Genomic DNA, 26,264 nt, shown 5'->3' with positions numbered 1-26,264 from the left:
AACGTCAGATGAAACCTTTTCTATTCGCCTTAACGATCATCGTGGCTTGTCTGCACGTCGGGAATCCGTCACGGGTGGAGGCCGCGGAGCGGGACGCTCGAGCACTTCCAAACATCGTGTTCATTCTCACGGACAATCAGGGCGCGTGGCAGTTGGGATGCTACGGCAATCCGGACTTTCAAACGCCCCACATTGATCGCTTGGCCGCCGGCGGTGTGCGATTCGCCCAGGCATTTGCCAACAATCCGGTCTGTTCACCGACGCGGGCCACGTATCTGACCGGGCTCACGCCCAGCCAGCACGGCGTGCACCGGTACTTGGCGGCGGGGCGACTTCAAATCGGTCCCAATGCCGAATACACGTTGAAGGAATTCACGACGTTGCCGGAGGTGCTTCATCAGGCCGGATACGTTTGCGGGCTTTCAGGCAAGTGGCACCTGGGTGACAACCTGAATCCGCAGGACGGGTTCACCTTTTGGGTGACGAAACCGCACGGACACACCACCGGGTTCCTGAATCAGGAGGTGATCGAGGACGGCACTTCAAAGAAGATCAAGCAGCATCTGACTGAATACTGGACCGATCGCGGGATCGAGTTCGTGTTGGAAACGCAACGCGAGGAACCCGACAAGCCGTTCTTTTTGTTTCTCGCCTACAACGGCCCCTACTCGCTTTCGGGATCGATGCGGGAGAAAGTTCCGTCGCCATGGTCAGACCCGTATCAAGACAGCCAACTCCCTTCGTTTCCCAGGCCGGACAAGATTCATCCCTGGCAACACAATCAGCACGATTTGATTGGTAACTTGGAAGTCGGCCGAAATCTGGCCGGCCAAGTCACCGCGGTCGATGCAGGCGTGGGGCGGGTTCTGGACATGCTTCGACGGCAGGGAATCGAAAACGACACCCTGGTGATCTACGCTGCCGACCAAGGTGTGGCCGCGGGACACGCCGGATTCTGGGGAATGGGAGATCATTCTCGACCGTTGCACGTGCGCGATCGATCGATGCAGGTCCCGATGATCTTCTCCTGGCCCGGGACCATTGTTTCCGGCCGTCAGGAGGACCATCTGGTCAGTAACTATGACTTCATGCCCAGCTTGCTTCAGCTGATCGGTTTGCCGATGCCGGAGCAACACGGTCAATCCGGCGTGACGCTTGTCTCCCCGGGACGTGACTTTTCCGCGACATTGCGCGGAAACGATTTGGAGAGCTGGCGGGACGAGGTTTTTTTTGAGTTTGAAAACGTGCGGGCGATCCGCACCTCGCGTTGGAAATACGTCGAGCGCCTGGGAGAGGCGCCCGGGGTTGAACTTTACGATGTCCGGCGGGATCCCGAAGAACTGGAGAATCTGGCAAGCGTCGCGGCGCTGAACGAAGTGCAATCTGACCTCCGGGAGCGGCTACACGGTTGGTTTACCCGTCACAGTGATCCCCGTTGGAACCTTTGGCAGGGCGGCGCCAGCAAGACCCAGCTCCCGACGGCACGACAGATCCAAGCCGGAATTGAAAGTCGGTCCAAATAAGCTTTCGGGGTTGGTCTTGAGACATTGAGATGACAGACGGGCGTGGAATGGCGGATGGGGATCGAGTGATGAGATCGAAACTGAAGCAGATTCTTGAAACCATCCTGGACGGTTATGCGTTGCCCATCGACGGCGATCACGGCGTCGCGCACTGGGCCAGAGTTCTCGAGAATGGCCTTCGCCTGGGGGACGAGACCGGCGCGGATTTGGACGTCGTCGCGTTGTTTGCGATCTTCCACGATTCGCGGCGCGTCAACGAAGTGACTGATCCCAACCACGGGCTTCGTGGGGCGGAACTTGCAGCCCAGCTTCGCGGAACCGGATTTCAATTGGACGACCATGCGTTCGGTTTGTTGTACCGCGCCTGCGAAGGTCACACGGACGAGAGGACGCATCCGGATGTCACGGTCCAGACCTGTTGGGATGCGGATCGGTTGGATCTGGGACGGGTGGGGATCACACCGCATCCCAGTCGCCTCTGCACCGCAGTGGCGAAACGTCCTCAGACCATCAAATGGGCCGATGGACGGGCCAGATTCGCCGTGGTTCCGGAGTTTGTCAGGACGGACTGGGGAATCCGCCTGCCCTAGAAATGCCGTGTCGGTTGCGGGGACTGGCGCAGGATTTGCCCTTGGGCGGATTGTCTTTGCGCGGTTTGTCTTCTTCGTCAGTTGGGGAACCGACCGGCGTGTAAGCATTGGGGGCGGCCCTCCCGTCATCCATCGATGGCGGACAGAACGCGGCAGAGCGAATCGCAGCGGTGTTCGTTGGAGATGCGTCGCCGTGGAGAGAATCGATGCGGTGAAAACAGTTGGGAGTACGCCCGTGATCAATGAGGACCGTCGACGTGAACGACGCCGAAACATTCTTAGCCAATCTGCCGCCGCGTCGTCTGCGGTGGTCTGGCTTGCCCGTCAGCGGGCACTATCACACGGCCGCGGCGGTGCTCTCCGGTGTCGGAAGCGACCTCAGCGAATTTCCATCGGCCGATCTGCGGATACCGACCTCCGATGACACCGGCGATGTCTTGACGGCCAAGTGGCTGCGTCCTCGCGGATTCAGCCTGGACCAAGAGCCCCAGTGTCCCTTGATCGTATTGCTTCACGGATTGGGCGGCCACGCAGGCAGCTCTTACATTCGGCGTTCCGCGTCCTGGTTGCTGGAGAACCAGCGTGATGTGCTACTGTTCAATTTTCGCGGAGCGGGCGACTCGTGTGACTTGTGTCGCAAGCACAATCATCCCGGGCGCACCGAGGATCTGCGGGACCTGTTTCGGTGGATCGAGCGGAACACGGAGCCCAACGTTGTTCGCTGTGGTGCGGTACCCGTGGGGTTCTCATTGGGCGGCAACATCCTGTTGAAGTTCTTGGCGGAGAACGAACAGACCGGGCCGGTACGAGCAGCGGTGACGGTATCCGCACCGATGGACCTGGAGGAAACTTCCAGACGACTGAGTCGGTGGAAGAACCTGCCGTATCGGCTGTATTTGTTGCACAAACTGCGGAATCGCGTGTTGGACGAAACCGGGTTCCTGTCCAAGAAAGAGAAGCAGCGTGTCCGTTGGACAAAATCGGTGTGGGAGTTTGACAAGCAGTTCACGGCACCACGCAACGGCTATGAGAGCGTGGAGGCCTACTACGCGGACAATTCGGCGATCCCGAGTTTGCCCAAGATCGAAGTTCCGACGTTGTTGGTTTACGCGCGGGACGATCCCTTCGTCCCGTCCAAGACGTACGAGGAGTTCGCATGGGACGACCATCCGAATCTATTGCCGGCGATCTCGGACGCGGGCGGTCACGTCGGATTCGTCGGCTCCGATCACGATAGTTTGTGGCACAACCGCTGCATCCTCTACGCGGCCGAAAACATCGACACACTGTCCGCAACGGCGGTTGGAAGTGAACGGTGACGCCCGCAATCAATCTTCTTCATTTGTTGGGCTTTCCCCCACGACTCGCGCGGGGATTCCTACGACGGTGGCTCCGGCGGGGACGTCTCGGGTCACCACCGCGTTGGCTCCGATGCGGGCGTGATCGCCGATGGTGATCGGGCCGAGCACCTTGGCGCCGGCTCCAATGTCGACGTGTCCGCCGATCGTGGGCGGTCCGCTCGCATCCCGGCAGCCGATCGTGACCTGTTGGAATATCAAGCAATTGACCCCGATGTCCGCGCCCGGGTGGATCACGATGCCGTTGGGGTGAGGGATCATCAATCCGATTCCAATGTTGGAATTCAGCGGGATGTCCGCACCGCAAACCGCTGACCAGAACCGATGGCGAAGCACGCACATCCGGCGGCGAAACGTGGCGATCATGCCCCGGCGAGACTCCAGCGACTGGTAATCGCGGAGGGCGCGAAGCAGTCGGCGGCCGGGGTCCCAAAGACCTCGGCATTTCTCGCGGGCCGGTTCGGCGACGCTCGCTGAGACCGTCATCTACAGTCTTCGTCTTAAGGGGTGATTCGAGAATCCGGATGGACCGGGGCATTGTGACGGGACCGCTATGTAGCTGCAATCCGCTGCCTGAGGCCTCGTCTTGTTCGCCTCTCGGGGGGACGCCGCACGCCGAAACGTGTCCAGGTTGGGTGACCAGCGAGATGGCCGTCGGAAACTGCGGCACTCCTTCGTCGCGGACGGTACTCGCATTCTCTGTGCGACGGGCCCGATCCTTTTTTGGGCCTGATGTCGATTGCACCGAATTCCGTTCGACCAAGGGGTGATGTGACTTGATCGGCGGTCGAGCCGCCGGAAGAACAACTTTCCCAACTGAGGAACCAACGATGATTCGAGCTCTTACCTTTGGTGTTTTGGTGCTTCTCTCCATGCACACCGGATGGGGTGACGAGAAACAGGACACGCACGCGGAGCACCATTCAACTGCCGCGGAGAATCCCACGATGGCCACGCTGACAAAACTGGTGGGCACCTGGGTCGCGGCTGACGACAAGAATCAGCCCACCGATCAGGTCGTCTCCGTGATCAAATTGACCGCGGGAGGCAGCGTGTTGCATGAGACTCTGTTCCCCGGACAGGACCAGGAGATGGTGTCGATCTATACCGTTGACGGTGAGGACGTCGTGATGACGCACTACTGCATGCTGGGAAATCAGCCGCGGATGAAAGCATCCGGGCAATCGACCGACAACACGATCAAATGGGCGTTCGCCGGCGGATCGAATCTGGACCCCGCCAAGGACAAGCACATGCATGGAGCGACCTTGACCATCCTGGATCCTGACCACATCAAGATCGAAGGCGTCGCCTGGGATAACGGCAAGCCGGCTGAGGAGATGTGCGGGACCATGAACCTGGTACGTCAGAAGTAGGTGCGAAGGATCTGCTGGGATCGTTAGCGATAGGAACGTTGGGGTCGGCGGCGGAAAACCGCTTGCTTGGAGAGCGACAAGATCCCCGCTGGGCTAGAATGGAAGCTCCCAGCGAGGAGTTCATGGTGTCCGATCCCCATCAAGAATTGAATGACCAGCTGTCTCGGGCGAGTGTCTCAAAGATCGTCTATTCGCTGGTCATGCCCGAAACCGAATCCGTCATTGACAGCGTGTTCGATGGAGAGCCTGGTTGTCAGGGGCGCGAAGCCTTTCACGATTTGTTTCGGGAGGCATGGACGCAGAAACAAGACGCCGTCCATGAATCGTTCTTTGCCGTTTGGAAGCAGTGGTCAGAACTGATCGTCGATTTCGATGCTGCGGAGTTCCCGTTTGTCTATCCGACCGGTGGGGCGAGCGAGGCCATCCGTGAGGCGATTCACGCCTACGGCGTCGATGCGCGACGCCGGGCGGACGTTCCCAAGATTCACGTGTTTGATGGCGAATACGAAGGGTTTCATGCCTACGCGGATGCGGCGGGCATCGAAGTCCAATCGCATAACCGCCGTGACTGGCCGCGGGCGGTGGAATCGATGGGCAATCGTGACCAGTTCTACCTTAGCCAGCCCTCGGCGATCGACGGAATGGTTTGGGAGAACTACGAAGCGTTCCTGGGGTTGATGCAGGATCGCCGGCCGGAGGCGCAGCTGATGTTGGATCTGACATACGTCGGCTGCGTCGGCAAGGAATTTCGGGTCAACGCCGGGCACCCGGCGGTCGCAGCGATTTTCTTTTCGCTCAGCAAACCCGCGGGCGTGTACTATCACCGTGTCGGCGGCATGTGGTCTCGGCGAGCCTACCCGGGATTGTTCGGCAACAAATGGTTCAAGAACCTGACATCGCTTCGTATCGGAACGGTGTTCATGCAGCGGCACGCCGCTGGGGAATTGCCACGCAAGTACCGCCCGATTCAGGAACGGGTCACGCGAGAAGTCAATCGGCAGCTCGATTTGTCGCTCGAGCCGGCGGACGTCATGCTGCTCGCGACAGGAAGGCCGTCGTCAAAACACTCGCCATTGCAGCAGTTTCTGTTGCGGGGTTCCGAAGGAGAACGGAGAGTCCGCGTCTGTTTGACACCAAGAATGGCCCACGCGATCGATCCCGCTCTGACCCCCACCGTGTCGGCACGCGCCTACGAGCGGCTGGATCAATAGCGATTATTCCACGGATGCCCGATGCGAAACATCATCAAGCTTGTCACGGCAAACGAGATCTGCAGCTACGTGCGCGATCAACTGCTGCAAACGGAAGTGCTCCGACGCTCTTACGATCAGGGAGGCCTGGTTGCTTCGGTGCTGCGGCGGTTCGCGCGGCTGCCAAGGTTTTTTTACCAACCCTCTGCAGACACCATCACCGTCGCCGATGAAGGCGGCGGAGAAGTGACCGAGTTCATCGAATCACCGCACTTTTCGCCCTGGTGGGGCGGGATTCAATTGCGTGATTACGAGAACAAGCTCGTTCAGGACCTGTATTACCTGCATGAGATCGAACACGCCGGGACGATGCCGTACGGACCCGACACCCGGCACAGCTTGCGCGATCCCGTGACGTTCAAGAACAAGATCCGGGACAACGAGCATGAGGCCAGCACGTTGTCGGAAATGACCATTTATTGTGAATTTCCCGAGCTGCGGAAGCATTCCTTCGCTCATGAAATATTCGTCGATCGGTTTCTATTCTGCGACGGTGACTTTGACCGCGTGAACGTGCGAATGTTGCAGCGTTGGCGTGATGAGCCGGATTTGGTCAAGAAAGAAATGATGTATGCACGTGCCGCCGTTTTGACGGGACCCAAGGTGAGCTCCGACGATCTTGCCGCTTATTGGTTGAAGCGGTTTTATTCCCAGGGAAGGGAGTGGACAAAGATTTGGACGAACCCCAAAGGTGAGTCGAAGCAGTTGCCCCGCGGCGGCCGATTCGCCCTGGTCGAGTCCGCGATGGTGCGGTTTCGTGAGCAATGCGAAGCAGCCGGACGGGAGGCGGCGCTGGACGAGCATCTGGGCTGGTTGAGGTCATCGGACGTGACCGGCGGAACCGAAGTTCCGTTTTTCGACGAAGCCCGCGCATTTTGCGAAAGCTACCTGCGTCACAAATTGCGATACTTCGAAAGCTTGCGAAACATCGGTAAGCAGACGGAGACTCATTACACCGCGGCCAAAGCCGGTTCGTCGATCTGACGTTCAGCACAGTGACGTCGAGAGCTGAAAACAGTGATCGCCAGCAGTGTGACGTTAAACACATCGGCCCGCACCGAGCACTCGCGAAAGAGGTTCGCATGCGGGCCGGAAATCGGTGTCACCGCCGGTTACTGAAGGCGGTTGAGCGTGATGGTTTGCCCCGCCAGATTAACGCGGTTGGCCATCAGGACTCGATAGTTTCCCGACCGAACCGGGATGCCCCGGACCGTCACCTTCGTCGAAGGTTCAATCTCCGCTTTGTATTGGTCGGTCGGACCCATGTCGACTAGCTGACGCTCGCCATCGACGTCCACGACTGCCAAGTAGTGATTGCTCGAATCGACTTTCGTGGTTTTGACCGAGACGATTTCGCCGGTCCATTCGTCCCCACTTTGCCGGTTGATCTCCATCGCGGAACCTCCATCGATTTGGACGCGTTCGGCGATCAACAGATTCTTGTCTCCAATCGATTCCATGGCTCCGGTTGCGGTGATCGAAGTGCCGACTTCGAAACCTTTTCCTTGCATTCCATCAGCCGGGCCGAGGTCGATCGGCTGGCTCTTGTTGTTGTCGGTTGTGACGGCGACAATCAAGTTCTTGTTGCCGTTGACCTGAGCCATCTTCGTTTGCTTGATCTGCCCGCTGACGGTGTATTGTCGAGCATCCTCGGGGCCGACGTAGCGGTTGGAATCGTTTTGGTTTTGCGATTCGGCTTCGACGCGCGTCCGGGCTCGATCGGTTTCCGCTGATCGACCCTCGACCGCGTCCGCGGAATAGAAGTCATAGCGGTCATATTCGTCATAGCGACCGTCGTCATCCGAATCCCGGTACCGCGCCCGCGAATCAAAGACGCCGTCCCCGTCGGGATCATAGTAGCGAATCGCGCTCGCATACCGGTTGTTGCTGGGAGTCGTGTAATAGGTCGGCGAGTACGAGTAGTAATCGTAGAACCATGCGTTGGGTGCGGACTGGTCGCGATAACCATACTGGCCATCTCCAATTCGGGTTGCCGCATCAACGGTTTGTCGGACGGCGTTGGCCGTGCGTCCCAGCGGCGTAACGCCGTACTGCTGAATCCACGGATTGAGCTGCTGCCAGGATTGATTGGTGTAATAGTCGGCGCGGTTGATTTGCCGCTGCAGCTGACGAGCGCCGCGCCGGGCTTGTCGTTCCAGCGCGCCGGGCAACTGAGCCTCGGCTGGCAGCGATGATGAAACCACGACAAGAGGTAAAGCCAGAATGGTTGCTTTCTTGAAAAGATTCATTGGGAGTTCCTGATTGGGAATCGAGATCGAGGCACGCACAAATCAACCTGCGAACGCTGGGTAAATGGACCGGCCTCGGTGATTTGAGTGGTCTGCCATAGGCAAACCCTATGCCAAGGGGCGGATTTCCAAACGACTTGGCGTTTGATCAAGTTTTTTGCGTCAGCACTGCCCGATCGGCGACCCGGGCGGTCTCCGTGCAGCCACGTCGATTGGACGTTCGTGATCCGAAAGAGTTTGCTAGCGCGTTTCCGTCGTGGGAGATCCGGATGGAGATGCCAAGGTGCTTGGTGTGGACCCCGGCCGATGCAGCCCATGCAGTCGGGTTAGGCCGCTGCCGACGACAGGCTTCCGTGACGTGAACGGGGAGGATGCTTCGCCCCGAGACGCTGTGCGTTCGTCCAGCAATCCGCCGCGAAAGAAAACGTTCATTTCGAGCGACTTCGCGGTGAAGATCGGATAGAATCAGGCGGGTTGGTCAACCAGGCCAATCGGCGAGTTCCAGCTGATTCACTGGGATCCGCCTTGGGTTTTTCGCTCGGGGTTTTTCTGCGCCTTGTCAAAGCCGGTTTTCGGCCTGCCAGGAATGCCGCCGATGGTTTCGGTTTGGGTCCATTCAACAAGTTTTGCGAGGAGCAACGCGATGGCTATCGAAGTTCAAGTTCCCCCAAGCCAACGACAAACAGGCCAACGACAGGCTGCGAATCGCGTTCGACCCTCCACGGTGGATCCGGCCACCGCCAAGCCGTTCACGCTGCAACAGGAGCTTGAACCGTTCGGCACCTGGACGAGTGAACCGATCTGGGTGCCGCCGAAGGACTGCAGCCAGCTGCTCGCGGAAACGATGTTGCACCAGTCCGGTTTGATGACCTCCAAGGAGGAGAGCTGGTCGGGCGTATTTCAGTCGCACCGTGACCGATTCACGCAGGTCCGTGAAATCGAGTTGACCAAGGCGTCGATTCGGCTCCCCAAGGCAAAGTTGTTTGTCACGGTCACCGAACAGAAGGACTTTGGCAGCATCACGGATTCGATTCCGGCTTGTGTACAAACACGATTGGATGAATTCCTGGAAGGGCCGGGAAAGCGACGCGGCGTCAAGGTTTACTACCTCAAACCGTTGTGCATTGAGGTGGACGACGAATTGATCTTCACGTCTCAGGATGACCTGATGGCGGCAATCGACAAGATTCAGCAAGAAGTGTTTTCGGAGTATCGGCGGCTGTATTTATTTCGGCGTCCCAAGCACGTCACGCGGGCGGTCGTGGACCGGTCGCTGGCGGTGCCCCGCGCGATTTTCAAACGGGCGATGGCACGTCGCCAGCGAGCGCTCGACGCCTACCAGGCCAAACTGGAATTCCAACGTCGCAAGACCGCGCTGCGGGCCGCGAAGACCCATAAGAGATTCCGAACCGACGGTTGTACGTTTGATGAAATGTTGGCGTTGACCAACCCGCTTCAACGCACCGATGTGATCGAACAGTTTGGTATTGAACGCAATCTTTCACGCGCCAAGCGAGACCAAATGATTCGGATGGCGGCCGGACATTTGCCTTGGTTTGTCGCCCTCTCGTTGACGGCGTCCTACCTCTCCACGATCGCCATCAGCATCACCTTGACGCCTCCGGTGCTAGTTTGCGATCCGGTTTTCGTCGCGGAACTGCCCGGATCCAAAGGCACCGTGTTGAAGATCGGTCATTTCGATGAAATTGCCGGGGTGAAACACGTCGAGATTTGAGGTCCTAAGCTGGCGGACGCCTTTCAACTCAATTCGCAGAGGAGCGTCTGCTTCAACATGTCGGCCCCGATCCACATTGGTGACACGGCAAAAACGGTCGGTCCGCTGAAGCCCACCGGCCGTATTCAGATCCACGACCGTTTGTTCGATGCTCGCTCCGAAGGGGAGTGGATCGAAAGCAACACCGAGGTCGTGGTTGTTGGCGGTGACCACTCCAGCATTCTCATCCGGCCTCGCGCCGAAGTGACGGAGCCGCTTGCCCGAGAGGGTGAACCTTTGTCGGCGCGGGCTGCATCGGAAGAGACGCCGCTTCAGGCTCCCGCGGGACGGATTGAGCGGATCAACGCGGTCGCGATTGGTGGCCTTGTCGGTTTGATCCTGCTTGCCCTGCTGTGGTGGTCTGGGACCAAGGTCACCTGGCAGGCCGTGCTAGTTCCCTTGGCCGGAACGATTGCGGGAGCCCTGTTTCAGCTTTTCGTCAGGACCGCCAGCGATTTTGCCGGTCCAAGAAGCGATCACCGCCCCGCCGCGATCGGGATCGGATGCGTGGTGCTTGTCGGGACGATGCTCGGTTCCGTCGTTGGGTGGAATGTCGGAGCCGGTTTCGTTGAGCTCAGTGTCGGCCTGGTGACGGGGACCCTGCTAGCCGGCGTCTTGGCCTACGCCGCCCTGATGTTTGCGTCGGTCTGACGCCTCGTCCGCACAGTGTTCGGTGGCAATCTTAGCGGCAAGTGTGGGTGGTCAAAATCTTGACGATATCGGCAACATGCCCGGTCTTTCGGAAATCGAACGTCAACGGGTCGGCATGGCTGGAAAGCCACAGCTTGAGTTCCGAATCCAGATCAAACGTGCCGGCGCTCTCGATGGAGTATCGGACCACACTTCGGTAAGGAATCGACATGTATTCCGTTTTTCGCCCGGTAACGCCCTGTTTATCGATGACGATGATTCGTTTGTCGGTCAACACGATCAGGTCGCGAATCAGTTGGTAGCCGCGTTCGACCGTTTCGCCCTCGATCAGGATGGATCCGATTTGCTTCTCCACCTTTTCCAGGTCCGCCTCGGAAGCGGTCCCCATGATGCCCGAAAGAAGTCCCATCGATTGATTCCCAGTTGAGTGTTGGATCCGAGTGTCTGCGTCCTTTTCAGTTTAGCGGGCTGCGTCGCGTCTCAACCACCGCATCACGCGCGACGCGATGTGCTCCAGGGGTGAAGTGCATCATTTACCGGCGGCATTCACGTGATGCAGTTCATTGGTCAGTTGTTCGACGGTTTCGATTTGCTGCGGTTGGTCAGCGAGATTGACGTTTTCGTTCGGATCCAACTGGTGGTTGTAAAGCATCCGAGACAGCAGTTTGCCTTTCGCAGCGGTGTATTCGGTGAACCGGAAACCGTCTGTCCGAATGGTGTCTCCGTCGCGGAAACGCCCGACCGCCGCCGATTTCCAGGTCGAGCCGGCGTCCCGCATGACCCCCACGAAACTGTCGCCCTGCAGGTGAGACGGTTGTTCCAAACCCGCCAGATCGCAAAGCGAAGGATAGATGTCGATCGACTCGATCAAATGGTCGCGGCGTTGATCACCCTGGATGCCGGGGGCTTTGACGATCAATGGGATTCGCATGGAGGTTTCGAAACAGCAGTGTTTGCACCACAGCGTGTGTTCACCCAGGTTCCAGCCGTGATCTCCCCACAGCACCACGATCGTATCGTCGGCGATCCCCAGACGGTCAAGCTCGTCCAGCAGTTTTCCGATCTGGGCGTCGGTGTAACTGACGCAGGCGTAGTAACCGTGGATCAGGTTTCTTGCCATTTCGTCGGTGACCGGACCCTTGGGCGGAACGCCGTGATAAGCGCGGAGCTCCCCAAAATTGTGGATTGCTTCGCTCGGTGCGTTCTCCGGTACAGAATAGTTCTGTGGAAGTTCGATCCGGTCGTGGTCGTAAAGGTCCCAGTATCGCTGGGGAGCGACAAAGGGCAGGTGTGGTTTGAAGAACCCGACGGCCAGGAAAAATGGCTGGTCGCCATCGGCGAGGCTCTGCAATTGTTCGAGCGCCTTTTCTGCCAGCACACCGTCGGCGTAGGCGTCGTCCGAAACATCGGCAGCTTCGAATGGTGGGCCCCGTTTCGGATTTCGCTTCTTTTTCGAATTCTGCGCATGCAGCTTCTGGTTTTCTTCCAGACGATACGTTTGCACTCCGCGTGGACGCCAAGCCGGTTCGGACCATCCGTCGCCGTTGTCCTGCGGATGATGAAAGATCTTTCCCAATGAAAGCGTGCGGTACCCGTTGTTCTGGAAATGCGTGTTCATCGTCGTGACGTCCGGAGCATCTCGTTCGGCCCAGGTCAGGTAGTTGACGAAGCGGTCCCGTGCCGGGCGAATTCCCGTCAACATGCTGGCACGGGACGCCCCGCACGTTGGCACCATGCAGAAGGCGCGGTTGAACTGCACGCCGTTGCGTGCCAATCGATCGATATTGGGGGACTGGATCTGCGTTTGGCCGTAACAGCCGAGCTGCGGACGCAGGTCGTCGACCGCAATGAACAGCACATTGGGGCGGGCGGCATCGGCCGTCGTGACGCCGATCCCAAGCAGGAGACACAAAAGAATTCGATGCATCGCTGGAGAATCCAAGACAGAAATGGAGGCAATTAGGGACCGCGCATCATAGCAGCCTCAAAATCGCTCCGCGATCATCCTCCAACCATCGTGTTGCAGAGTGGTCCGAGGATGCGTTGCTCGCTGACCGGGAAACAAACCTGGACAGCGATTGCGACCCGCGGTTCGGTTGAACCGCGTCAGGGGGGCGGCGATACTGGGGCAATCAGAGCAATGTATCAAGCTGCCACCCTGGGGGCGTTTATCGTGATGAGATCGATCTGGCTGATAGGATTTTCGTGTGCGCTGCTATCCCCGGCCATGATGTCCGCCGCGGTCGAGCCGCCCGGTATCGAGCCACCCCGTATTCCGAACTACTTTGTGGCCCCCGTTAAAACCGAGGTGCAGCGGACGTTGGTTGCCAACGGCAGTACGGCCTTTGCAACTGTCAACGGCGGATCCCTGGCGGGTGAGGCCGGATTGGAATCCGAATCATTTGACCGAAAGGCGTTTGAATCAGAGCTCCAGCGGGTGGCGTCCACCCATCCGGACCAGTTGAAGCTGGAGATTCGCTATCAGATGCCGCAGCCCGCCGAGGCGACGAGGGCGTCGATCAAGTCCCGGTTGTCCGAAATCGCCCACTCCTGCGGATTCGAACACGTCGGGGCGAGCACGCTTGCTTCGTCAGCTTCATGGGAATCGGTGATGGGCCCGGTCCAGCAGTTTCCAGAATCAGAGGATCCGAGTGAAGCGATTTTCGAAAACGAATTGGCACGCGTGTTCGCATTGCGGACCCGGCTTTCCAAGCTGGTGATCGGGGACGCCGACTGCGTTGTCGAGATCAAACAGCCGTTCGACGGGCGCCAGAAGGAACTGTCCGATCCGTTGCGAGAGTTTATTCGAAAGGCGGTCACGTCCATGGACTTCGAAACGCAGAAAGGAAAACTGCTGTATCGCGTCTCCACCACCGAGGCCGGTGAATCGGATCTGGAATCGATCTTCGACCCGCGCCTGCCGGTTCCCATACGCGTTGACGCCGGACCCGCGATCCGGGCACTCCTTGAACGCCAGGCGGCGGAGTATCAGCCTTCGCCGGCATTGGAGTTGGCACTTGACCTGGGGTTCAATCGCATCGGCTACACGCATTCCCCAGGGGGCGGTGCTCCTCAAAAACTGATCGGCCAACGTGCCCCTAACTTCACGCTGCGTTCGCTGGCGGGCGAGGACTTGGAGTTGGCCGCGCTGATCGAGAATCGGCCGGCATTGGTGACGTTCTGGGGAGTCGCCTGTGGGCCTTGCCGACAGGAAGCACCCCATCTGACGCAGATTCACGAGCAACACGGGGCGGACTTTGCCGTCCTTGCCGTCAACGGTTACGACGAGGGCCGCGACGTGGTTGCCGACTATGTTGAGCGGGCGAAATTGACCCACCCCATCGTGATTCGCGGTGCGGATGTCGCCGATGATCTCTACCACGTCGGGTCCTACCCCACGACCTTCTGGATTGATCGTCACGGGACGGTGTTGGACTATGACGTGGGGTTTGATTCTGGCGAGGTGATGATGCGTCGCGTTCGCGACATGCTGGGCGATTAAGCGTTGACCACCGGCGCATCAGGGCAACGCATGGCGAGCGGTGTCGGTTACTCTTTTGATTGGCGACTCGCTGGGCAGCGCCACGTTCAATCAAACACACCGTGATTTGCATTGCGATGAGCGGCAAGACGCTAGCCGCCGGTGGGGGCGAGTCAGCCCTCGGCGAGCGCAACGCGGCTCACCCAAAGTGACGCGGTCCAGGCAGGCCCTGTACGCAAACTCGTAAAAAACCGCGGCGGAAAGCCACGCTCTGGCGAGCGCAGCTACTGGTTAAAGCTGAGCCTCCGGTCCAGGGAACTGTTAACGCGGCGGCGACTTGATTTGAAGCGACGCCCGTTTGGTCGTCGGAATCGTCGGTGGGTCGAACAGAAACGGACCGACTGTCCGCGGCAGATCGGTTTCCACAATGTCGGCTCCGCGGGCAATCAGGTCTCGATACGCCTCGGCTGCGGCCGGAACTTGAGCGATTCTTTTGTCCGCTACTTCTTGGTCCAGGTTCCGAGACGTTCCCACCATGGTGGAACCGCCCCGCTGGTGAACCAACTGGTACAGTTCTGGTTGGGTCGGCGGCTGGTGACCCAAAAACGCGATGACGTGGCTCCATGGAACTCCGCTCTGGTCAAACGCTTTCAGCTTTTGGCGGTTCGGAACCATGACTTCCATCATGATGTCGGGTGCGATCCGATGGACTTGCTTGACGTCGGCGAGGTTACCGACGATCAACATCGCAAAGGATTCTGCGTCGTGTTGTTGAATCTTCTCGATCCGAGTTTTCAGCGGGACATCTTTCTGGTCGAGAACCAGCACCGTCTTGCCACGCGCCCATTCCAACGCCTCGTCCAGCGTGGGGATGCGATCGTCGGTGACATTTCCTTCGCTGTCTTTCAGCCGTAACTGCTTGAGCTCGGCAAGCGTTTTGTCGGCCACCCGTCCGGAACCCGTCGTTGTGCGATCGAGCGTCGCGTCGTGGTGAAGCACGACTTCACCATCCCTGGTCAAGCGTGGATCGACCTCGAGCATGGAAAACGTCTTCGAAAGGGTGTGCTCGAACGTCGCAATACAGTTCTCCGGATACCCAGCTCCGGCACCGCCTCGGTGGGCACTGACGATGGGAAGGGGGTCTCCAGTCGGCGCGAACAGTTCTCGCAATTGTTGCGGCGAGGCTGGGGCGATCAGGTATTGTCGGTCCGGTGTTAGACGTTCCTGTCCCCAAATCCAGCTGCCCGGAAGACAGCTGAGGATGACGGCAATCAGAAATCGCGGGGAGAATAGCATGGCCATGGATCGAGGCAGTCAATGGGAAGGCGGGGCCGACGTCGAATGAGCCGGTTGTCAGGGTTGGGACACAGGTTGTTCTAAGATCAACAGCAACGCGGCGTCCGCGGCGAGTTCGCGGACGCGACGTTCCGCCGGCGAACGTGGCAACAGCGAAGACGGCGGCGGGGCAGATTCCTGTTCGATCCCTCCGTTGATCTCGCGAGCCATGCGATTGATCACGCTGAGAGCATCCGAGGGAGAGATGGATCGGTCACCATTGACGTCGAAGTAAGGGGTTCCCAGACGAGTCAGATCGACGGCCAGCACGCCATCGGATCCTGGTGGGGCGGCGGCCAGATGATTGATCACCAGGAGCGCATCCAGCGGCGTCACGATGCCGTTGTCGTCCACGTCTTGCGGGTCGACAGCGTTGCGACCGGGGTCCACGCCGACGTGGACGACGACGTTCGCCGGTTCACTGACCAATTCGGCGCTGCCGTGCAGGCGGTACGAGAACTGTTCGACCCCGACGAATGTCGCATTGGGAACGTACTCGATCGTTCCGTCTGCCTTCACAACACCTTGTCCGTGCGAGGGCTGCGAGATGATTTCGATTTGTTCGGGGCGGACGCCGTAGGCTTCGTCGTTGTGCAGGACGTCGATCGCCACGGGGGTGTCCGAAGCGGTCACCGACCCATCGTCGCGAGCGACCGGAGGATACAGTCCTTCCACGGAGAGAGAATAAACCAGGCTGGTCCCGGAAGCCGTGGCCGTGATTTCAATCAAGTATTCGTTTCCCGCGGACACCGCGACCAAGCGTGGTGTCTCTCGGGCAGCAAACGTCTGGATCACCTCAGTTCCCGGAAGACTTCGCACCGTGACGTTCACGTTGTCCAACGCGTCGGAAGATTGGACGTCCAACCGGAGCCAACCGTCGGCGGACGCCGTCCAGCGAAAGACGTCGATGTCGGTCGACTCGTGAAGGGTGAGATCTTCATACGAAGCGACATCCGATGCGATCTCGCTGGCCATGGCCGCTTGATTGTTCGGCTCCAACAGATCGGGTGGAATGGAATCCGGGTCAATCAATACGTCGACTTTGACATTGACGGAATCCACAACGATATCCCGCAGGCGACGCGGCGGCGAGACTCCGCCACCGGAAGCGGTCAGCGTGTAGGTGCCGGCGGGTACGGCCAGCGAATAGCCGCCGCTGGGGCCGGTCGTCGTTGAGAACGTGTTGACGCCGTCGAAGGCAGTGATCGTGACGTCTCCGTAGCCTTCCCCCAAGGAATAGAATTCATTCTGATTGGCATCGTGGTACACCACGCCGGTCAGGAATGGGTTGCCCGAGCGTGTCGCATACACTTGAGTCTGATACTGTCGGTACGTTCCGCTGGGGCTCTTTGGATCCAAGTCAAAGCCGTATAGCCCGACTCCGATCTCTCGAAAGTCGGGTGTCATCATGATGTTTCGGTGGACGGGACTATCGAAGAGCGTCCAGTGGTGGAGAAGAAGGTCGGCGTCCAGGTCCTGCAGATCGTAGCCTGGCGGATACGTGCCGTTGGCGTAGGTCAGGTTCTCCCCCCACAGCAGAAAGGGGTAGCCCGTCTGCTCGATCCGCTTGTTGGCTTGTTGGCCATCGGGATTGACGTGGTCGAAAAACGATCGGTCATTCATGTCCCGACTGTGCAGCCGAGCCGCCTGGAGCAAACGTGGTTCGGGAGCCACGGGCGGTTTGGGGGTGGGCGAGATCGTGCCGGCGGGAAGTCCCTGGTTCAGCTGGCCATTAAAAACGTTTCTGCCCGGAATCGTGTTCGCGCGGGTGTGGTTGGTCAATTCGATCAGCAACTGCTCCGCGTCTGTCAGGCCGATGGCAGCCAGCAAATTTCGCGACTCAAGCCGTTCCAGGCAAAGTCGGTGGCGTTTCGAAGCGGGAGGTCGCATCGGTGAATTGGAAGAAAAGGAATTTCACGGATCGTCGCGTCCTACCGATTGTAGGCACTGAAGCGGTCAGGGAAATCATTTTCGTTGAGTTCATCCGAATTGACGCTGGCCCCAAAAGGCACGCGCCGCCGGATTCCGGCTGCGCGGCGGCAATCATCTCCGTCGCTGGAGTCAAATCTGAACGCCAGATCGCCGATCCGCCGAGAAAGAGGGTGTGCCGCGGGCAGAGAATGACGCGCCCGGCATCCGGCTTCGAATCCAGGGCGTCGATTGCTATCGAGTGTCGCGTCGGTCGATGCCGACGATCTACAGGGCCGACAGGTGGTTGACTTCCGTGTAGCAGCGGCGCGAGATCGCCGCTTCTCCGACGCGTCGGATACCGAGCACAAAGGCAGCGGTCCGCAAATCGACCTGGTAGCGTCGCGAGATTTCGGCGACCGCCCGATAGGCTTTTTGCATGATGCGGGTCAGCTCGGCGCGGCTCCGATCCAATTCCCAGCGGAACTGTTGGATGTTCTGTGCCCATTCGAAGTAGCTGGCCGTGACGCCGCCGGCGTTGGCAAGGATGTCTGGAATCACCAGGATCCCGCGCTGCTTGAAAATGTGATCCGCCTCCGGCGTGGTCGGACCGTTAGCGGCCTCGACAATGATCTTGGCGCGCACATCGGATGCATTGTCGCCGGTCAAGACATTTCCAAGGGCGGCCGGGATCAGGACGTCCGCATCCCACGTCAGAACGTCGTCACTCTTGAATGCATCGCCCCCGGGGAACTCATTCACGGTGCCGTGGCGCCGCGCCCAGTCCAATAGCGAATCGATCGCCAGTCCTTCGGCGTTGCTGACGCCGCCGGCATGATCTCCGACGGCGACGATCTTGGCTCCCTTTTCCGCCATCAGGCGCGCCGCGAAGCTGCCCACGTTGCCAAAGCCTTGCAGCGCGACCGTCAGGCCTTCGAAAGATCGTTTTTGGTCTTTCAACGCTTCTTCCAGGACCACCATGACGCCGCGACCTGTCGCTTCTTCGCGGCCTTCGGCGCCGAACAGGTGAAGTGGTTTTCCGGTCACCACCGCGGGTGAAAAGCCGGCGAATTTGGAGTACTCGTCCATGATCCATCCCATCACTTTCGCATTGCTGTTCAGATCCGGGGCAGGAATGTCCAAAGTCGGTCCGATCACATCCTGTACCTGACCCACAAACGTTCGCGTGATATTGTCCAGCTCCTTTTCGCTCAGCTGGTGGGGGTCGCAGTCGATGCCACCCTTGGCACCACCGAAAGGCACGTCGACGACCGCCGTTTTCCAGGTCATCAAATTCGCGAGCGCCGTCGATTCTTCTTCATCGACCGTCGGGTGATAGCGTAAGCCACCCTTCATCGGGCCGCGTGCGCGATTGTGCTGGACGCGGAATCCATGGTGGTGCTTTAGTTTTCCGTCGTCGCCTTCAGTGACCACCACGACTTTGATGACACGAAAAGGGGCCAACAAAATGCCGCGGAGGTGTTTGGGCAATTCCAGCACGTCGGCGGCCTGATGGAAATAAACGTGGCTAGCTTCCAACATGATGTTTCTCTCGGGGCGCGGGCGGCGCTCCGTGGAGCGCCGGGTTCGCTAGCGGGTGCAAATCCAAGGGTCGTTCAGGCGGCGGCGCCAGCCCGGCGATCGCACCCGCGGTCGGAATCGCGGCTGCCATCATTCAACAGCATAATCCACGCGACGAATCTCGCGGTGCCGCCGCACAACATCCGCCGCGGGTGCCCACGGAATCGGGGCACGGTTCTCGGGCCCTCCCAAGCAATTTGATTGCCGGCAAGGAGTGGACGTCACGAGGGGCGAAATGCGACTGCCCGAAAGACACGGATCGAAAGCCGCGGGCGGGACATCACGCACCGCCGGAGAGATCCGCCGACAATCAAGTCTTGGCGGCGCCCGGCCAGAACATCTTCCATTTGCGTTCGTTCGACTTGGAGCGGCCCGCGTTTTGCGAGTCGTCTTCGCCGCGCAGCTTCGTCGCCAGGTCCCGCATGGCCTGCGTGATCTCGGCTTTGGGGGCCTGTGAAATCAGCGGGACGCCGTTGTTCCGCACTTCGACCATGGTTCGATAGTCGTTGGGCAGCAAGGCGAAGATTTCACGGCCCAGCGTTTCTTTGGCCTTTTTCAGACTGATTTGCCCGGACTCCAGCCCGGCCCGGTTGACCACGATGTCGACCTTGCTGGACAGACCCTCGATCTCTTCAAAACTCATCATCAGCCGTACGACATTCCGCAGGCAGGGCAGGTCCAGCTGGGTGACCAGCACCACACGGGAAGCGGCTTCCAGGGCGGCCAGGTCGATCGCACTGTAGGTCTTGGAAAGATCAATCACGACGTGGCTGAAGGATGCTTTCAGCAAACCGATCACGCGACGAATGTCTTCTTCGGTGATGTCGGTCGTGTCGTGCAGTTCGACCGGTCGCGGCAGCAGGTACAACCCGCTTGAGTGTTTGGTGAGAGATTGTTTCAGCAGCTGGATATCCAGTCGCGAAACGTTTTGGACGACGTCGGCGAGCGTGTAATCCGGCAGGGCATCAAGGAACACATCGGCATCGCCCAGGGCCATGTCGAGGTCCAGCAAGGCCACGCTGTTGCGTGTATCGGATGCGATGATGCAGCCCAGGTTGACCGCGGTGCTGGTCGACCCGACTCCACCGGTGGCTCCGGCAACGGCGATCACTTCGCAACCCCGGTTGCCCCCGTCAGCCGTTCCGAATTTTTGCTGACCCACGCGAAGCAAGGCCGCCGACAGATCGCCGCGTGAGAGTGGCAGCGTCAGGAACTCACGGGCACCCGCCCGAATCGTCTGCAGGATCAGGTGACCGTCGGTGCTCTCGCTCATCGCCAGAATCACCGTGTCGGGAACATCTTTGACAAGCCGTTCGATCAGACCGATGGCCTTCTCCGAGTCGCTGTCGAGCGAAATCACCCCGACGTCCGGCGTGGTCTGTTCGATCACTTCCGGAAAGAATTCGTAACGCGAGCAGTCGGCTTCCAGCCAGACGGTGTCCATGCTAAGCAGCATGGACTTCAGCGAATCGCGTGATTCATCATTGGGGTCAACCAATGCGATTCTAAGCACGTTACTCATCGTTGATTCTTTTCCGGTCGCTCAGGTTCGATCCACGGTTGGTACGTCAACGGGCTGGCCGGGCATTGGCCGATCCGTGCCCGTTGACGGATTCGCTGGGGCATCATTCAACGTCAGGTGTGGTGACGGTGACACCTTCGCCGACAACGGTCGGCGTATCGCCGGGGACAATGGCTCCTTCGGGCAAACCGTGTCCGGGTTCGATGGTTGCTCCGTAGGGGATTCCGTTGGGAGCGTTCATCAATCCGTCGTGTCCCGGCATGGCACCTTGTTGCATGATGCTGTTGTGGAGCATCGAGGTGCCGTTGACACCGGTTTCCATCGTGCAGCCGTCGCCGCCAAGCAGGTTCGGGACTTCGATGTGACCGTCGATGTACAAATCGTGGTCGTTGGGCGGCATGCTGTTCAGACCCGGGCCACCGCGGGGAACCTGGTAGGGATCCATGGCGTCGACCAGTTCAGGCGTGACGGTGATCAGCAATTCCACTTCGTTGCGTCGATCGCTGACCGAGCGGAAGAAGGCTCCGATGACCGGCAGTTCGCCAAGCAACGGGGTGGCATTGGTGGTGGCCTCGGAGCGGCTTTGCAGCAAACCGGCGATCGCGAAGGTTTGTCCGGCTTGAAGTTCGACGGCCGTTTCCACGTAGCGTTGGTTGAATCCGGGGATCGCGGCTCCTTCCAACCGGATTTGCAACGACGGATCGACTTCTTTCACTTCCGGACGCACTTCCAGACGGATTCGGCCTGGGCCGACGACGAACGGCAGGAAGTCGACCGAGGTGCCGAATTCTTCGTAGCGGACGGTGGGCGTTCCGTTCCCGGAAACAACGACGTAGGGGACGCGGCCACCGACAGTGAAGCGTGAGGGGCGTCCGTGGGTCGCGACCACGGTCGGCTCGGCCAGGAACTTCACCAAACTCTGCTGACGCAGGGCCTGCACGAGTGCGGTGAATTCATCGCTGCTGAAGATGTTGGTCACTGACGCCGGGTTCAGGCCACCGGGGGCACTGATGATGGAGTCGGATCCGTCCGCCCAACCGAAGTCCACACCCAGCTGACGGAGCTTGGTTCGCGAAACTTCCATGATTCGGGTGTGAAGCAAGACCTGCTGGACACCGACAACGCGGATGTTGTTAACGACCGTCGGATAGTACTGTTCGACGATTGCGATGGCGCGGTCGACGTCGTCCACGCTGGTCACGTAGCCGGAGACGATGGCCGACGTGTTGACCGGCATGACCTTCAGCGTGGCCAAGGGCAGTTGAGCCGACAGCACGCCTTCGATTTCGCGGGCATCCGCAATCACGGTGATGTCGACGGTGTATTGTTTTTCTTCGGTATCCCACAGATTGATCTGCGTGGTGCCGGGGGTTTTTGCGAACACCTGCAGCTGGTTCTGCGAGATTGGCGTCGCTCCAAGGACCTCCTCGTTGTGCACCTGGAAACGCGGGATCTTCGCGTCCAACGTCAGGATGCTGCTCGATTTGACGAGCATCTGCATCCGTTCGACGGGCTCGGTGATCGTATGATTCACCGCGTTGGCAGCCGCCGCCGACGTGAGTTGCGATTCCGCGTCCTGGGCGCCGACAGGGTCGACCGCACAGATGACTGCGAGAAGGGTGACGAGAGAGAGGGCGGCTGGGCGGACCGCGTTTTGAAACATTTCCATCGCAGGTGCATCCTTGCAGAACCGTATCCCGGAAAGTTCCGGAACTTCATGAACCTCGGCGAGTGCCTTCGTTCAGGTCGGTTCGTTGCGAGTAACGTCGGGTAAAAAAGGGTTGGGTCAAACTCTGCCGCCGCCTCGCGGGAGTGGGCGACAGAGTTACTGGTTGCTGTTGGGCAATCGGTTGCCCGCCAGCGGGTGCCTTACTCTTCGCTGCTGGGAGCGAAGAAGGGGCTCTCGGTTCCGCGGAGGTAATCATCCGAGGAGGGAAAACGAAGATCCTTTTCGGGTGTCGTAACGTCGGTACCGATGTCTTCACCGGGTGAGTCGAGCGATCCGGTGTCACCAACGACACGCGGCAATCCATCGTCATCGGCCCACTCGTATTCGATCAGACGACCGTTGACCATTTTCGTCATCCGGAACGTCGCCTTTCGAGGTTTTTTGGTAGCAGCCACAGTTTCTTGAACCTGCGGTTCGGCTTCGGCCATCTTGCGAAGACGTTCCTGTTCTGCGCGATATTCCTGCAAGTCCGTCAGGAACGCCAGTGCGGCGGGGCTCGCCTCTCCCTCGGGAATGCTCGTGTCCTCCGTTGAGGGGCTGCCCAGAGAGATCGAGATGTCGCCGAGCTTCTTGGCGAAGTCAAAGGCTTCGACATCGGCTTTGCGGATCAGCAGCTGGACGTTCCGGGCCGAGCGGGAGCGTTTCACGTCGTCTTCAAATTTGGTGATCCCGTCGACACCGTAGACCTTCACACCGGTCAGCACGTCCAGTGCCATGTCCCGGGGAAACATTTGTCCTTTGGTGAAGAAGCCGCGGATGTTCACGCGGTCTCCGGGACGAACCAGGTTGATGGTGCCGTCGTTTCCGGCCGGCAACGAAACCACGCTGTAACCCTGCGGGACCACCAGGTCCTTCAGTTCATTCATCAGCTTTTGGTCCAGCATCGGTTCGCCCTCGAACAGGGGCTGTTTGGCGTAGCGGCCGTCAAATTTGGTCAGGTCGGCGGACGCGCCTTTGGGGATCCGGTCGGCCGGCCATTGCTCCAAACGCAATTTGTCCGGCGTGATCTGTTCTTCGGCGTCGATCGCTTGGGTGGTGACCAAGACTTCGACCATTTCCAGGGTGCCTGTGTCGTTGTGTGCCTGCATCCATTGTCCGACGCCGATGGCAGCGATGGTGCCGCAAATGCCGGCAAGCAACAAGAAAAGTGATTTGTTTCGCATGACGATAGCCTGGCCGAAGCCAGTGAATAGCGTTTCGGGTGTGGAGGACTGAGCTGGGAGGAGGCTGTCGACCCAACGGTTGACTCGGCAACGGCGACCGCGCCGCTACATTGCATCCTCTGGAAGGCTCAACGGCAGTGCATTCGAAAAAAAGACGCCAGGGCGTAAAGCTTCCGCAACTTGACAGACTTAGCTTGCGGTTAAGGAGGATGGGTAAAAAAACCGGGGTCGGCAGACCCCGGTTCTGGACATCCGTTCCGTTCAGACGAGCATTCCCGCATAGGCAAAATATGCAATTGAGCCGATCGCCATGGGGATTCCGTAGGGCAGCAGGTACATCGTTGGCTTACGTTCCCGCGCGATTTTTGACAGCTTGGAAGGGTTGCGAACCGTTTTCCACTCCTCCAGGATCTGCATGCCCATGGCGTAGTGTTTGGTCCAGTTGCCACTCTTCCAGATCATGAAAACGGCCATGATTCCGCCGACGATCGCGGTCGCGGCAAAGGCGTACAGGGTCACGATGGTGCCCAGCCAGGCGCCGACGCCGGCGAGCAGCTTGACGTCGCCACCGCCCATCCCGCCGACATTCCGCAGGACCAGCAGCAGCATCATGCCGACGAACGTGCCCAGCAGGCTCCAGCCCAGGCCGCTGACGCCGTCTTGCAGCGTCCAGTGGATCCAGCCGCACATGATGAAGGGAAAGGTCAACCAGTTCGGGACCTTCAGGATCGCCCCGTCGATGACGGCGGCAACAATCAGGACGACGGTCACGAACCAGACCGTCCAGTTTTCGGTGATACCCTGGAGCAACATTTCCATGGTGGTGTTCCCCGTGTGTTTGTTCGAAAGGATGAAAGGGTGGGAGGCAGGTTCAACCGGTCGCAGCCTGCGTCAGCGTGATGCTTCGCGGGGCGAAAATCGCGGACGAACCGAGGGTCAAATGTTTGGCGGGCGAACGTTCGGCAGCCTGGACCGTCTTTAACGGGGGCCCAGCATCCAGCTGAACATCGCAAACAGCAAAGTGATGAAGCAGCACGAGAGCTGCCAGACATGTTCTGCAGCGTCGGTTGGGATCAGTGGATAGTTCACACTTCCATCCTGCGCGGGGACTCGATCGAGCCGGTAAGGGGCGCCGCGGTGCCGAAGGCCGTGCGGAGCGCAAAAAGAACTCGACGCGGCCGGTGCGAATGCAAGGACAACATCGCACCGGCCCAACGCCGAGAATCTCTCAAAGCATCACGACGGAATCTCCGAGGAAGTTCCGCCAGAAGCCAAATTACGGGGTGGTGCCGGCAATCGCGTTACCAACTTCCTCGAACTTCGCTTTCGAGCTGCTTCCGACCGTACCGATTGCAGCCAGGCAAACGACGACGATCAGGGCCAACATCACAGCGTATTCCACTGCGGTCGGGCCATCTTCTTCCTTCAAGAACTCAACGATGCTGTTAGCAAACTTTTTCATTATTCAACTCCTCGGTAGGGACTCTCGCCACGGAGAGATCCCAACGATGATTAAACGGGCCGATTCAACGTGAATAGGATCCCTTGGAAAAAGCAGCCGCGTCTCCGATTGACTTGCCATGGTTTTCCACACCGCGATGTTCCGCGTCGTGAAACCTTCCCTCGGCAGCTCGGCAATCCTGAGGCGAACCGATCGATTCACCCACGGACCCGTAGCTTTGCGCCCCGCCCTCTCGGACGGTTTGCCTTTGTCTGGGAGTCAGGCCGACTGGGAATTTGGTGGCCTTCGTTGGCCCCATTCCCAGCAGCGGGTCGTCGTGACTCGCTCTCTAACAGGGACCGTATGTCAAAAAGCGATCGAGTCAAAAAAGTCGGATTGGGCAATCCTGTTTGGCTGCGTCGAGCGCGCGGTTGGCGCGGTCGTAACGCATGCGCCGTCTCCACGGCCCGTGCAAGCCTTTTACAAGGCCGATTCGCGTCACCCAATCGACTTCTGGGTCAGGACGCAGCGGTCTCGATCGACGCGAAGTTTGCCTTTACGCCATCGTGATCTAACTTTGCTTGATCGCCCGCGCGGGTGACGCCGGGTTCACCCTGATGCACCGGTTCACCCTGATGCACTGTTCACCCTGATGCATTGGCAAACCCCGAAGAGAGGTTTCTCGAGGAACCTCATCTCAATTCCCTTGGTTGTCCGACAGATGCGCAATTCAATCCCCCGGTGTCTTTTCGTGATCGTCTGCCTTGTTGGTCTGACTGGATGCCAACCGGCGGCGATGACATCGGATGAAAACGAAACGGCTGGCAACGAGGTTTCGATTGACCTGGAGGGATCGCTTCGGCAGGCCCGCGCCCAGCTGCCCAAAAAGTTGGATCAGTACACGATTCTTCGAAGGATCGAGGAGAATCCTTCGGGGAAGCTGGATTTCTGGTACGAAGTCAACGATGAGGGAACGCGTTTGTGTCGCCGATCCGGACGTCAGAAACTGCGTGAAGTTGCCGACAAGATGATCAAGAAGAACGACGAGATTCAGGTATTTGCCAAAGCGGGCATCACGAGCCACCACATCTACGAAAACCGCTACGGCACCCACCTGCTGTCTTTCACCGTCAGCCCGGAGTCGATTGTCGGTGAGGAAACGGTCGGCCAGGAACAGCAGAATCCGTTCGCCGCGGGCCCCGGAATGAGCCGCTGAGTCGGCACGCCGAAACTTGATCGGCCGCCGACGTTGCGAACAACACGAACGTTGCGAACAATCTGAATCGGTCAGCGGATAAGATAGGGCCGATCGATTTGCCGCGTGTTGGCAGAT

The 26,264-nt window shown here is 59.2% G+C and carries 22 protein-coding genes and 1 riboswitch; of the genes, 10 read left to right on the top strand and 12 right to left on the bottom strand.

What is annotated here, in order from left to right; translation table 11 throughout:
- Positions 1–8: 8 nt before the first annotated feature.
- The 3 genes from FYK55_RS15100 to FYK55_RS15090 all read left to right on the top strand — a co-directional run bounded on the left by FYK55_RS15100 (position 9) and on the right by FYK55_RS15090 (position 3,432).
- Positions 9–1,523, top strand: coding sequence for a sulfatase family protein (locus FYK55_RS15100; protein WP_150077274.1), 1,515 nt, complete (start codon positions 9–11; stop codon positions 1,521–1,523).
- 68 nt (positions 1,524–1,591) lie between these two features.
- Entirely contained in the window at positions 1,592–2,113 is a 522-nt protein-coding gene (locus FYK55_RS15095; protein WP_150077273.1) for a hypothetical protein, read from the top strand.
- A gap of 257 nt (positions 2,114–2,370) precedes the next feature.
- Positions 2,371–3,432 carry a YheT family hydrolase gene (locus tag FYK55_RS15090; protein WP_161604523.1) on the top strand — a complete coding sequence of 354 codons (1,062 nt, stop codon included), beginning with the start codon at positions 2,371–2,373 and terminating at the stop codon, positions 3,430–3,432.
- Between the two features lie 9 nt (positions 3,433–3,441).
- On the opposite strand, the gene FYK55_RS30055 is transcribed toward FYK55_RS15090, so the two are convergent.
- The gene (locus FYK55_RS30055; RefSeq protein ID WP_150077271.1) at positions 3,442–3,957 is read right to left on the bottom strand and encodes a serine O-acetyltransferase; all 516 of its coding nucleotides are present in this window, start codon (positions 3,955–3,957) and stop codon (positions 3,442–3,444) included.
- 344 nt (positions 3,958–4,301) lie between these two features.
- Here FYK55_RS30055 and FYK55_RS15080 point away from each other — a divergent pair, with 344 nt between their 5' ends.
- From FYK55_RS15080 to FYK55_RS15070, 3 genes are all read left to right on the top strand, one after another.
- Positions 4,302–4,847 (top strand): hypothetical protein, encoded by a 546-nt coding sequence (locus tag FYK55_RS15080; protein ID WP_150077270.1) that lies wholly within the window; start codon positions 4,302–4,304, stop codon positions 4,845–4,847.
- A gap of 98 nt (positions 4,848–4,945) precedes the next feature.
- The gene (locus FYK55_RS15075) at positions 4,946–6,058 is read left to right on the top strand and encodes a hypothetical protein (protein ID WP_150077269.1); all 1,113 of its coding nucleotides are present in this window, start codon (positions 4,946–4,948) and stop codon (positions 6,056–6,058) included.
- Positions 6,059–6,079: 21 nt separating this feature from the next.
- On the top strand, positions 6,080–7,081 hold the full coding sequence (locus FYK55_RS15070; RefSeq protein ID WP_150077268.1) for a hypothetical protein: 1,002 nt from the start codon (positions 6,080–6,082) through the stop codon (positions 7,079–7,081).
- A gap of 128 nt (positions 7,082–7,209) precedes the next feature.
- Here the strand turns inward: FYK55_RS15070 and FYK55_RS15065 are convergent, their stop codons facing one another.
- A complete protein-coding gene (locus FYK55_RS15065) occupies positions 7,210–8,346 on the bottom strand; it encodes a hypothetical protein (protein WP_150077267.1) in 1,137 nt (378 codons plus the stop codon).
- 643 nt (positions 8,347–8,989) lie between these two features.
- Between FYK55_RS15065 and FYK55_RS15060 the strand changes: the two genes are divergently transcribed.
- Positions 8,990–10,081 carry a hypothetical protein gene (locus tag FYK55_RS15060; RefSeq protein ID WP_150077266.1) on the top strand — a complete coding sequence of 364 codons (1,092 nt, stop codon included), beginning with the start codon at positions 8,990–8,992 and terminating at the stop codon, positions 10,079–10,081.
- A gap of 57 nt (positions 10,082–10,138) precedes the next feature.
- A complete protein-coding gene (locus FYK55_RS15055; RefSeq protein ID WP_150077265.1) occupies positions 10,139–10,771 on the top strand; it encodes an NfeD family protein in 633 nt (210 codons plus the stop codon).
- A gap of 31 nt (positions 10,772–10,802) precedes the next feature.
- Here FYK55_RS15055 and FYK55_RS15050 read toward each other — a convergent pair whose 3' ends face one another.
- Entirely contained in the window at positions 10,803–11,180 is a 378-nt protein-coding gene (locus FYK55_RS15050; protein WP_150077264.1) for a PH domain-containing protein, read from the bottom strand.
- A 120-nt stretch (positions 11,181–11,300) separates the two neighbouring features.
- Entirely contained in the window at positions 11,301–12,698 is a 1,398-nt protein-coding gene (locus FYK55_RS15045) for a sulfatase (protein WP_150077263.1), read from the bottom strand.
- Positions 12,699–13,058: 360 nt separating this feature from the next.
- Here FYK55_RS15045 and FYK55_RS15040 point away from each other — a divergent pair, with 360 nt between their 5' ends.
- Entirely contained in the window at positions 13,059–14,273 is a 1,215-nt protein-coding gene (locus tag FYK55_RS15040; RefSeq protein WP_161604522.1) for a TlpA family protein disulfide reductase, read from the top strand.
- Positions 14,274–14,573: 300 nt separating this feature from the next.
- Here the strand turns inward: FYK55_RS15040 and FYK55_RS15035 are convergent, their stop codons facing one another.
- From FYK55_RS15035 to FYK55_RS15000, 8 genes are all read right to left on the bottom strand, one after another.
- The gene (locus FYK55_RS15035; protein ID WP_161604521.1) at positions 14,574–15,548 is read right to left on the bottom strand and encodes a glycerophosphodiester phosphodiesterase family protein; all 975 of its coding nucleotides are present in this window, start codon (positions 15,546–15,548) and stop codon (positions 14,574–14,576) included.
- A 57-nt stretch (positions 15,549–15,605) separates the two neighbouring features.
- Positions 15,606–17,477, bottom strand: coding sequence for a dockerin type I domain-containing protein (locus tag FYK55_RS15030; RefSeq protein ID WP_150077260.1), 1,872 nt, complete (start codon positions 17,475–17,477; stop codon positions 15,606–15,608).
- Positions 17,478–17,783: 306 nt separating this feature from the next.
- Positions 17,784–19,037 carry a Glu/Leu/Phe/Val family dehydrogenase gene (locus tag FYK55_RS15025; RefSeq protein WP_150077259.1) on the bottom strand — a complete coding sequence of 418 codons (1,254 nt, stop codon included), beginning with the start codon at positions 19,035–19,037 and terminating at the stop codon, positions 17,784–17,786.
- 349 nt (positions 19,038–19,386) lie between these two features.
- Positions 19,387–20,598, bottom strand: coding sequence for an AAA family ATPase (locus FYK55_RS15020; protein WP_150077258.1), 1,212 nt, complete (start codon positions 20,596–20,598; stop codon positions 19,387–19,389).
- Positions 20,599–20,701: 103 nt separating this feature from the next.
- Positions 20,702–22,267: a type II and III secretion system protein family protein gene (locus FYK55_RS15015; RefSeq protein ID WP_150077257.1), complete on the bottom strand. Its 1,566-nt coding sequence runs from the start codon at positions 22,265–22,267 to the stop codon at positions 20,702–20,704.
- Positions 22,268–22,467: 200 nt separating this feature from the next.
- Positions 22,468–23,490, bottom strand: coding sequence for a Flp pilus assembly protein CpaB (gene cpaB, locus FYK55_RS15010; protein ID WP_150077256.1), 1,023 nt, complete (start codon positions 23,488–23,490; stop codon positions 22,468–22,470).
- 261 nt (positions 23,491–23,751) lie between these two features.
- Entirely contained in the window at positions 23,752–24,309 is a 558-nt protein-coding gene (locus tag FYK55_RS15005) for an A24 family peptidase (RefSeq protein WP_150077255.1), read from the bottom strand.
- A gap of 457 nt (positions 24,310–24,766) precedes the next feature.
- Complete coding sequence (locus tag FYK55_RS15000) at positions 24,767–24,952, bottom strand: Flp family type IVb pilin (protein ID WP_150077254.1); 186 nt, start codon at positions 24,950–24,952, stop codon at positions 24,767–24,769.
- Between the two features lie 160 nt (positions 24,953–25,112).
- A riboswitch (cyclic di-GMP riboswitch) is annotated at positions 25,113–25,208 on the bottom strand.
- Positions 25,209–25,727: 519 nt separating this feature from the next.
- Between FYK55_RS15000 and FYK55_RS14995 the strand changes: the two genes are divergently transcribed.
- Positions 25,728–26,147, top strand: coding sequence for a hypothetical protein (locus tag FYK55_RS14995; RefSeq protein ID WP_150077253.1), 420 nt, complete (start codon positions 25,728–25,730; stop codon positions 26,145–26,147).
- Positions 26,148–26,264: the final 117 nt, after the last annotated feature.

It is taken from the genome of Roseiconus nitratireducens (assembly GCF_008629675.1).
GTDB lineage: Bacteria > Planctomycetota > Planctomycetia > Pirellulales > Pirellulaceae > Stieleria > Stieleria nitratireducens.
The sequence above is the reverse complement of the archived record's forward strand: the minus strand, read 5'-3'. Positions and strand labels throughout refer to the sequence as shown.

Bases quoted from the DNA above. Each gene is read 5' to 3' on its own strand.
- FYK55_RS15100 (WP_150077274.1), top strand. From the start codon at position 9: ATGAAACCTTTTCTATTCGCCTTAACGATCATCGTGGCTTGTCTGCAC.
- FYK55_RS15095 (WP_150077273.1), top strand. From the start codon at position 1,592: ATGAGATCGAAACTGAAGCAGATTCTTGAAACCATCCTGGACGGTTAT.
- FYK55_RS30055 (WP_150077271.1), bottom strand. From the start codon at position 3,957: ATGACGGTCTCAGCGAGCGTCGCCGAACCGGCCCGCGAGAAATGCCGA.
- FYK55_RS15080 (WP_150077270.1), top strand. From the start codon at position 4,302: ATGATTCGAGCTCTTACCTTTGGTGTTTTGGTGCTTCTCTCCATGCAC.
- FYK55_RS15075 (WP_150077269.1), top strand. From the start codon at position 4,946: ATGGAAGCTCCCAGCGAGGAGTTCATGGTGTCCGATCCCCATCAAGAA.
- FYK55_RS15070 (WP_150077268.1), top strand. From the start codon at position 6,080: ATGCGAAACATCATCAAGCTTGTCACGGCAAACGAGATCTGCAGCTAC.
- FYK55_RS15065 (WP_150077267.1), bottom strand. From the start codon at position 8,346: ATGAATCTTTTCAAGAAAGCAACCATTCTGGCTTTACCTCTTGTCGTG.
- FYK55_RS15060 (WP_150077266.1), top strand. From the start codon at position 8,990: ATGGCTATCGAAGTTCAAGTTCCCCCAAGCCAACGACAAACAGGCCAA.
- FYK55_RS15055 (WP_150077265.1), top strand. From the start codon at position 10,139: ATGTCGGCCCCGATCCACATTGGTGACACGGCAAAAACGGTCGGTCCG.
- FYK55_RS15050 (WP_150077264.1), bottom strand. From the start codon at position 11,180: ATGGGACTTCTTTCGGGCATCATGGGGACCGCTTCCGAGGCGGACCTG.
- FYK55_RS15045 (WP_150077263.1), bottom strand. From the start codon at position 12,698: ATGCATCGAATTCTTTTGTGTCTCCTGCTTGGGATCGGCGTCACGACG.
- FYK55_RS15035 (WP_161604521.1), bottom strand. From the start codon at position 15,548: ATGCTATTCTCCCCGCGATTTCTGATTGCCGTCATCCTCAGCTGTCTT.
- FYK55_RS15030 (WP_150077260.1), bottom strand. From the start codon at position 17,477: ATGCGACCTCCCGCTTCGAAACGCCACCGACTTTGCCTGGAACGGCTT.
- FYK55_RS15025 (WP_150077259.1), bottom strand. From the start codon at position 19,037: ATGTTGGAAGCTAGCCACGTTTATTTCCATCAGGCCGCCGACGTGCTG.
- FYK55_RS15020 (WP_150077258.1), bottom strand. From the start codon at position 20,598: ATGAGTAACGTGCTTAGAATCGCATTGGTTGACCCCAATGATGAATCA.
- FYK55_RS15015 (WP_150077257.1), bottom strand. From the start codon at position 22,267: ATGGAAATGTTTCAAAACGCGGTCCGCCCAGCCGCCCTCTCTCTCGTC.
- cpaB (WP_150077256.1), bottom strand. From the start codon at position 23,490: ATGCGAAACAAATCACTTTTCTTGTTGCTTGCCGGCATTTGCGGCACC.
- FYK55_RS15005 (WP_150077255.1), bottom strand. From the start codon at position 24,309: ATGGAAATGTTGCTCCAGGGTATCACCGAAAACTGGACGGTCTGGTTC.
- FYK55_RS15000 (WP_150077254.1), bottom strand. From the start codon at position 24,952: ATGAAAAAGTTTGCTAACAGCATCGTTGAGTTCTTGAAGGAAGAAGAT.
- FYK55_RS14995 (WP_150077253.1), top strand. From the start codon at position 25,728: ATGACATCGGATGAAAACGAAACGGCTGGCAACGAGGTTTCGATTGAC.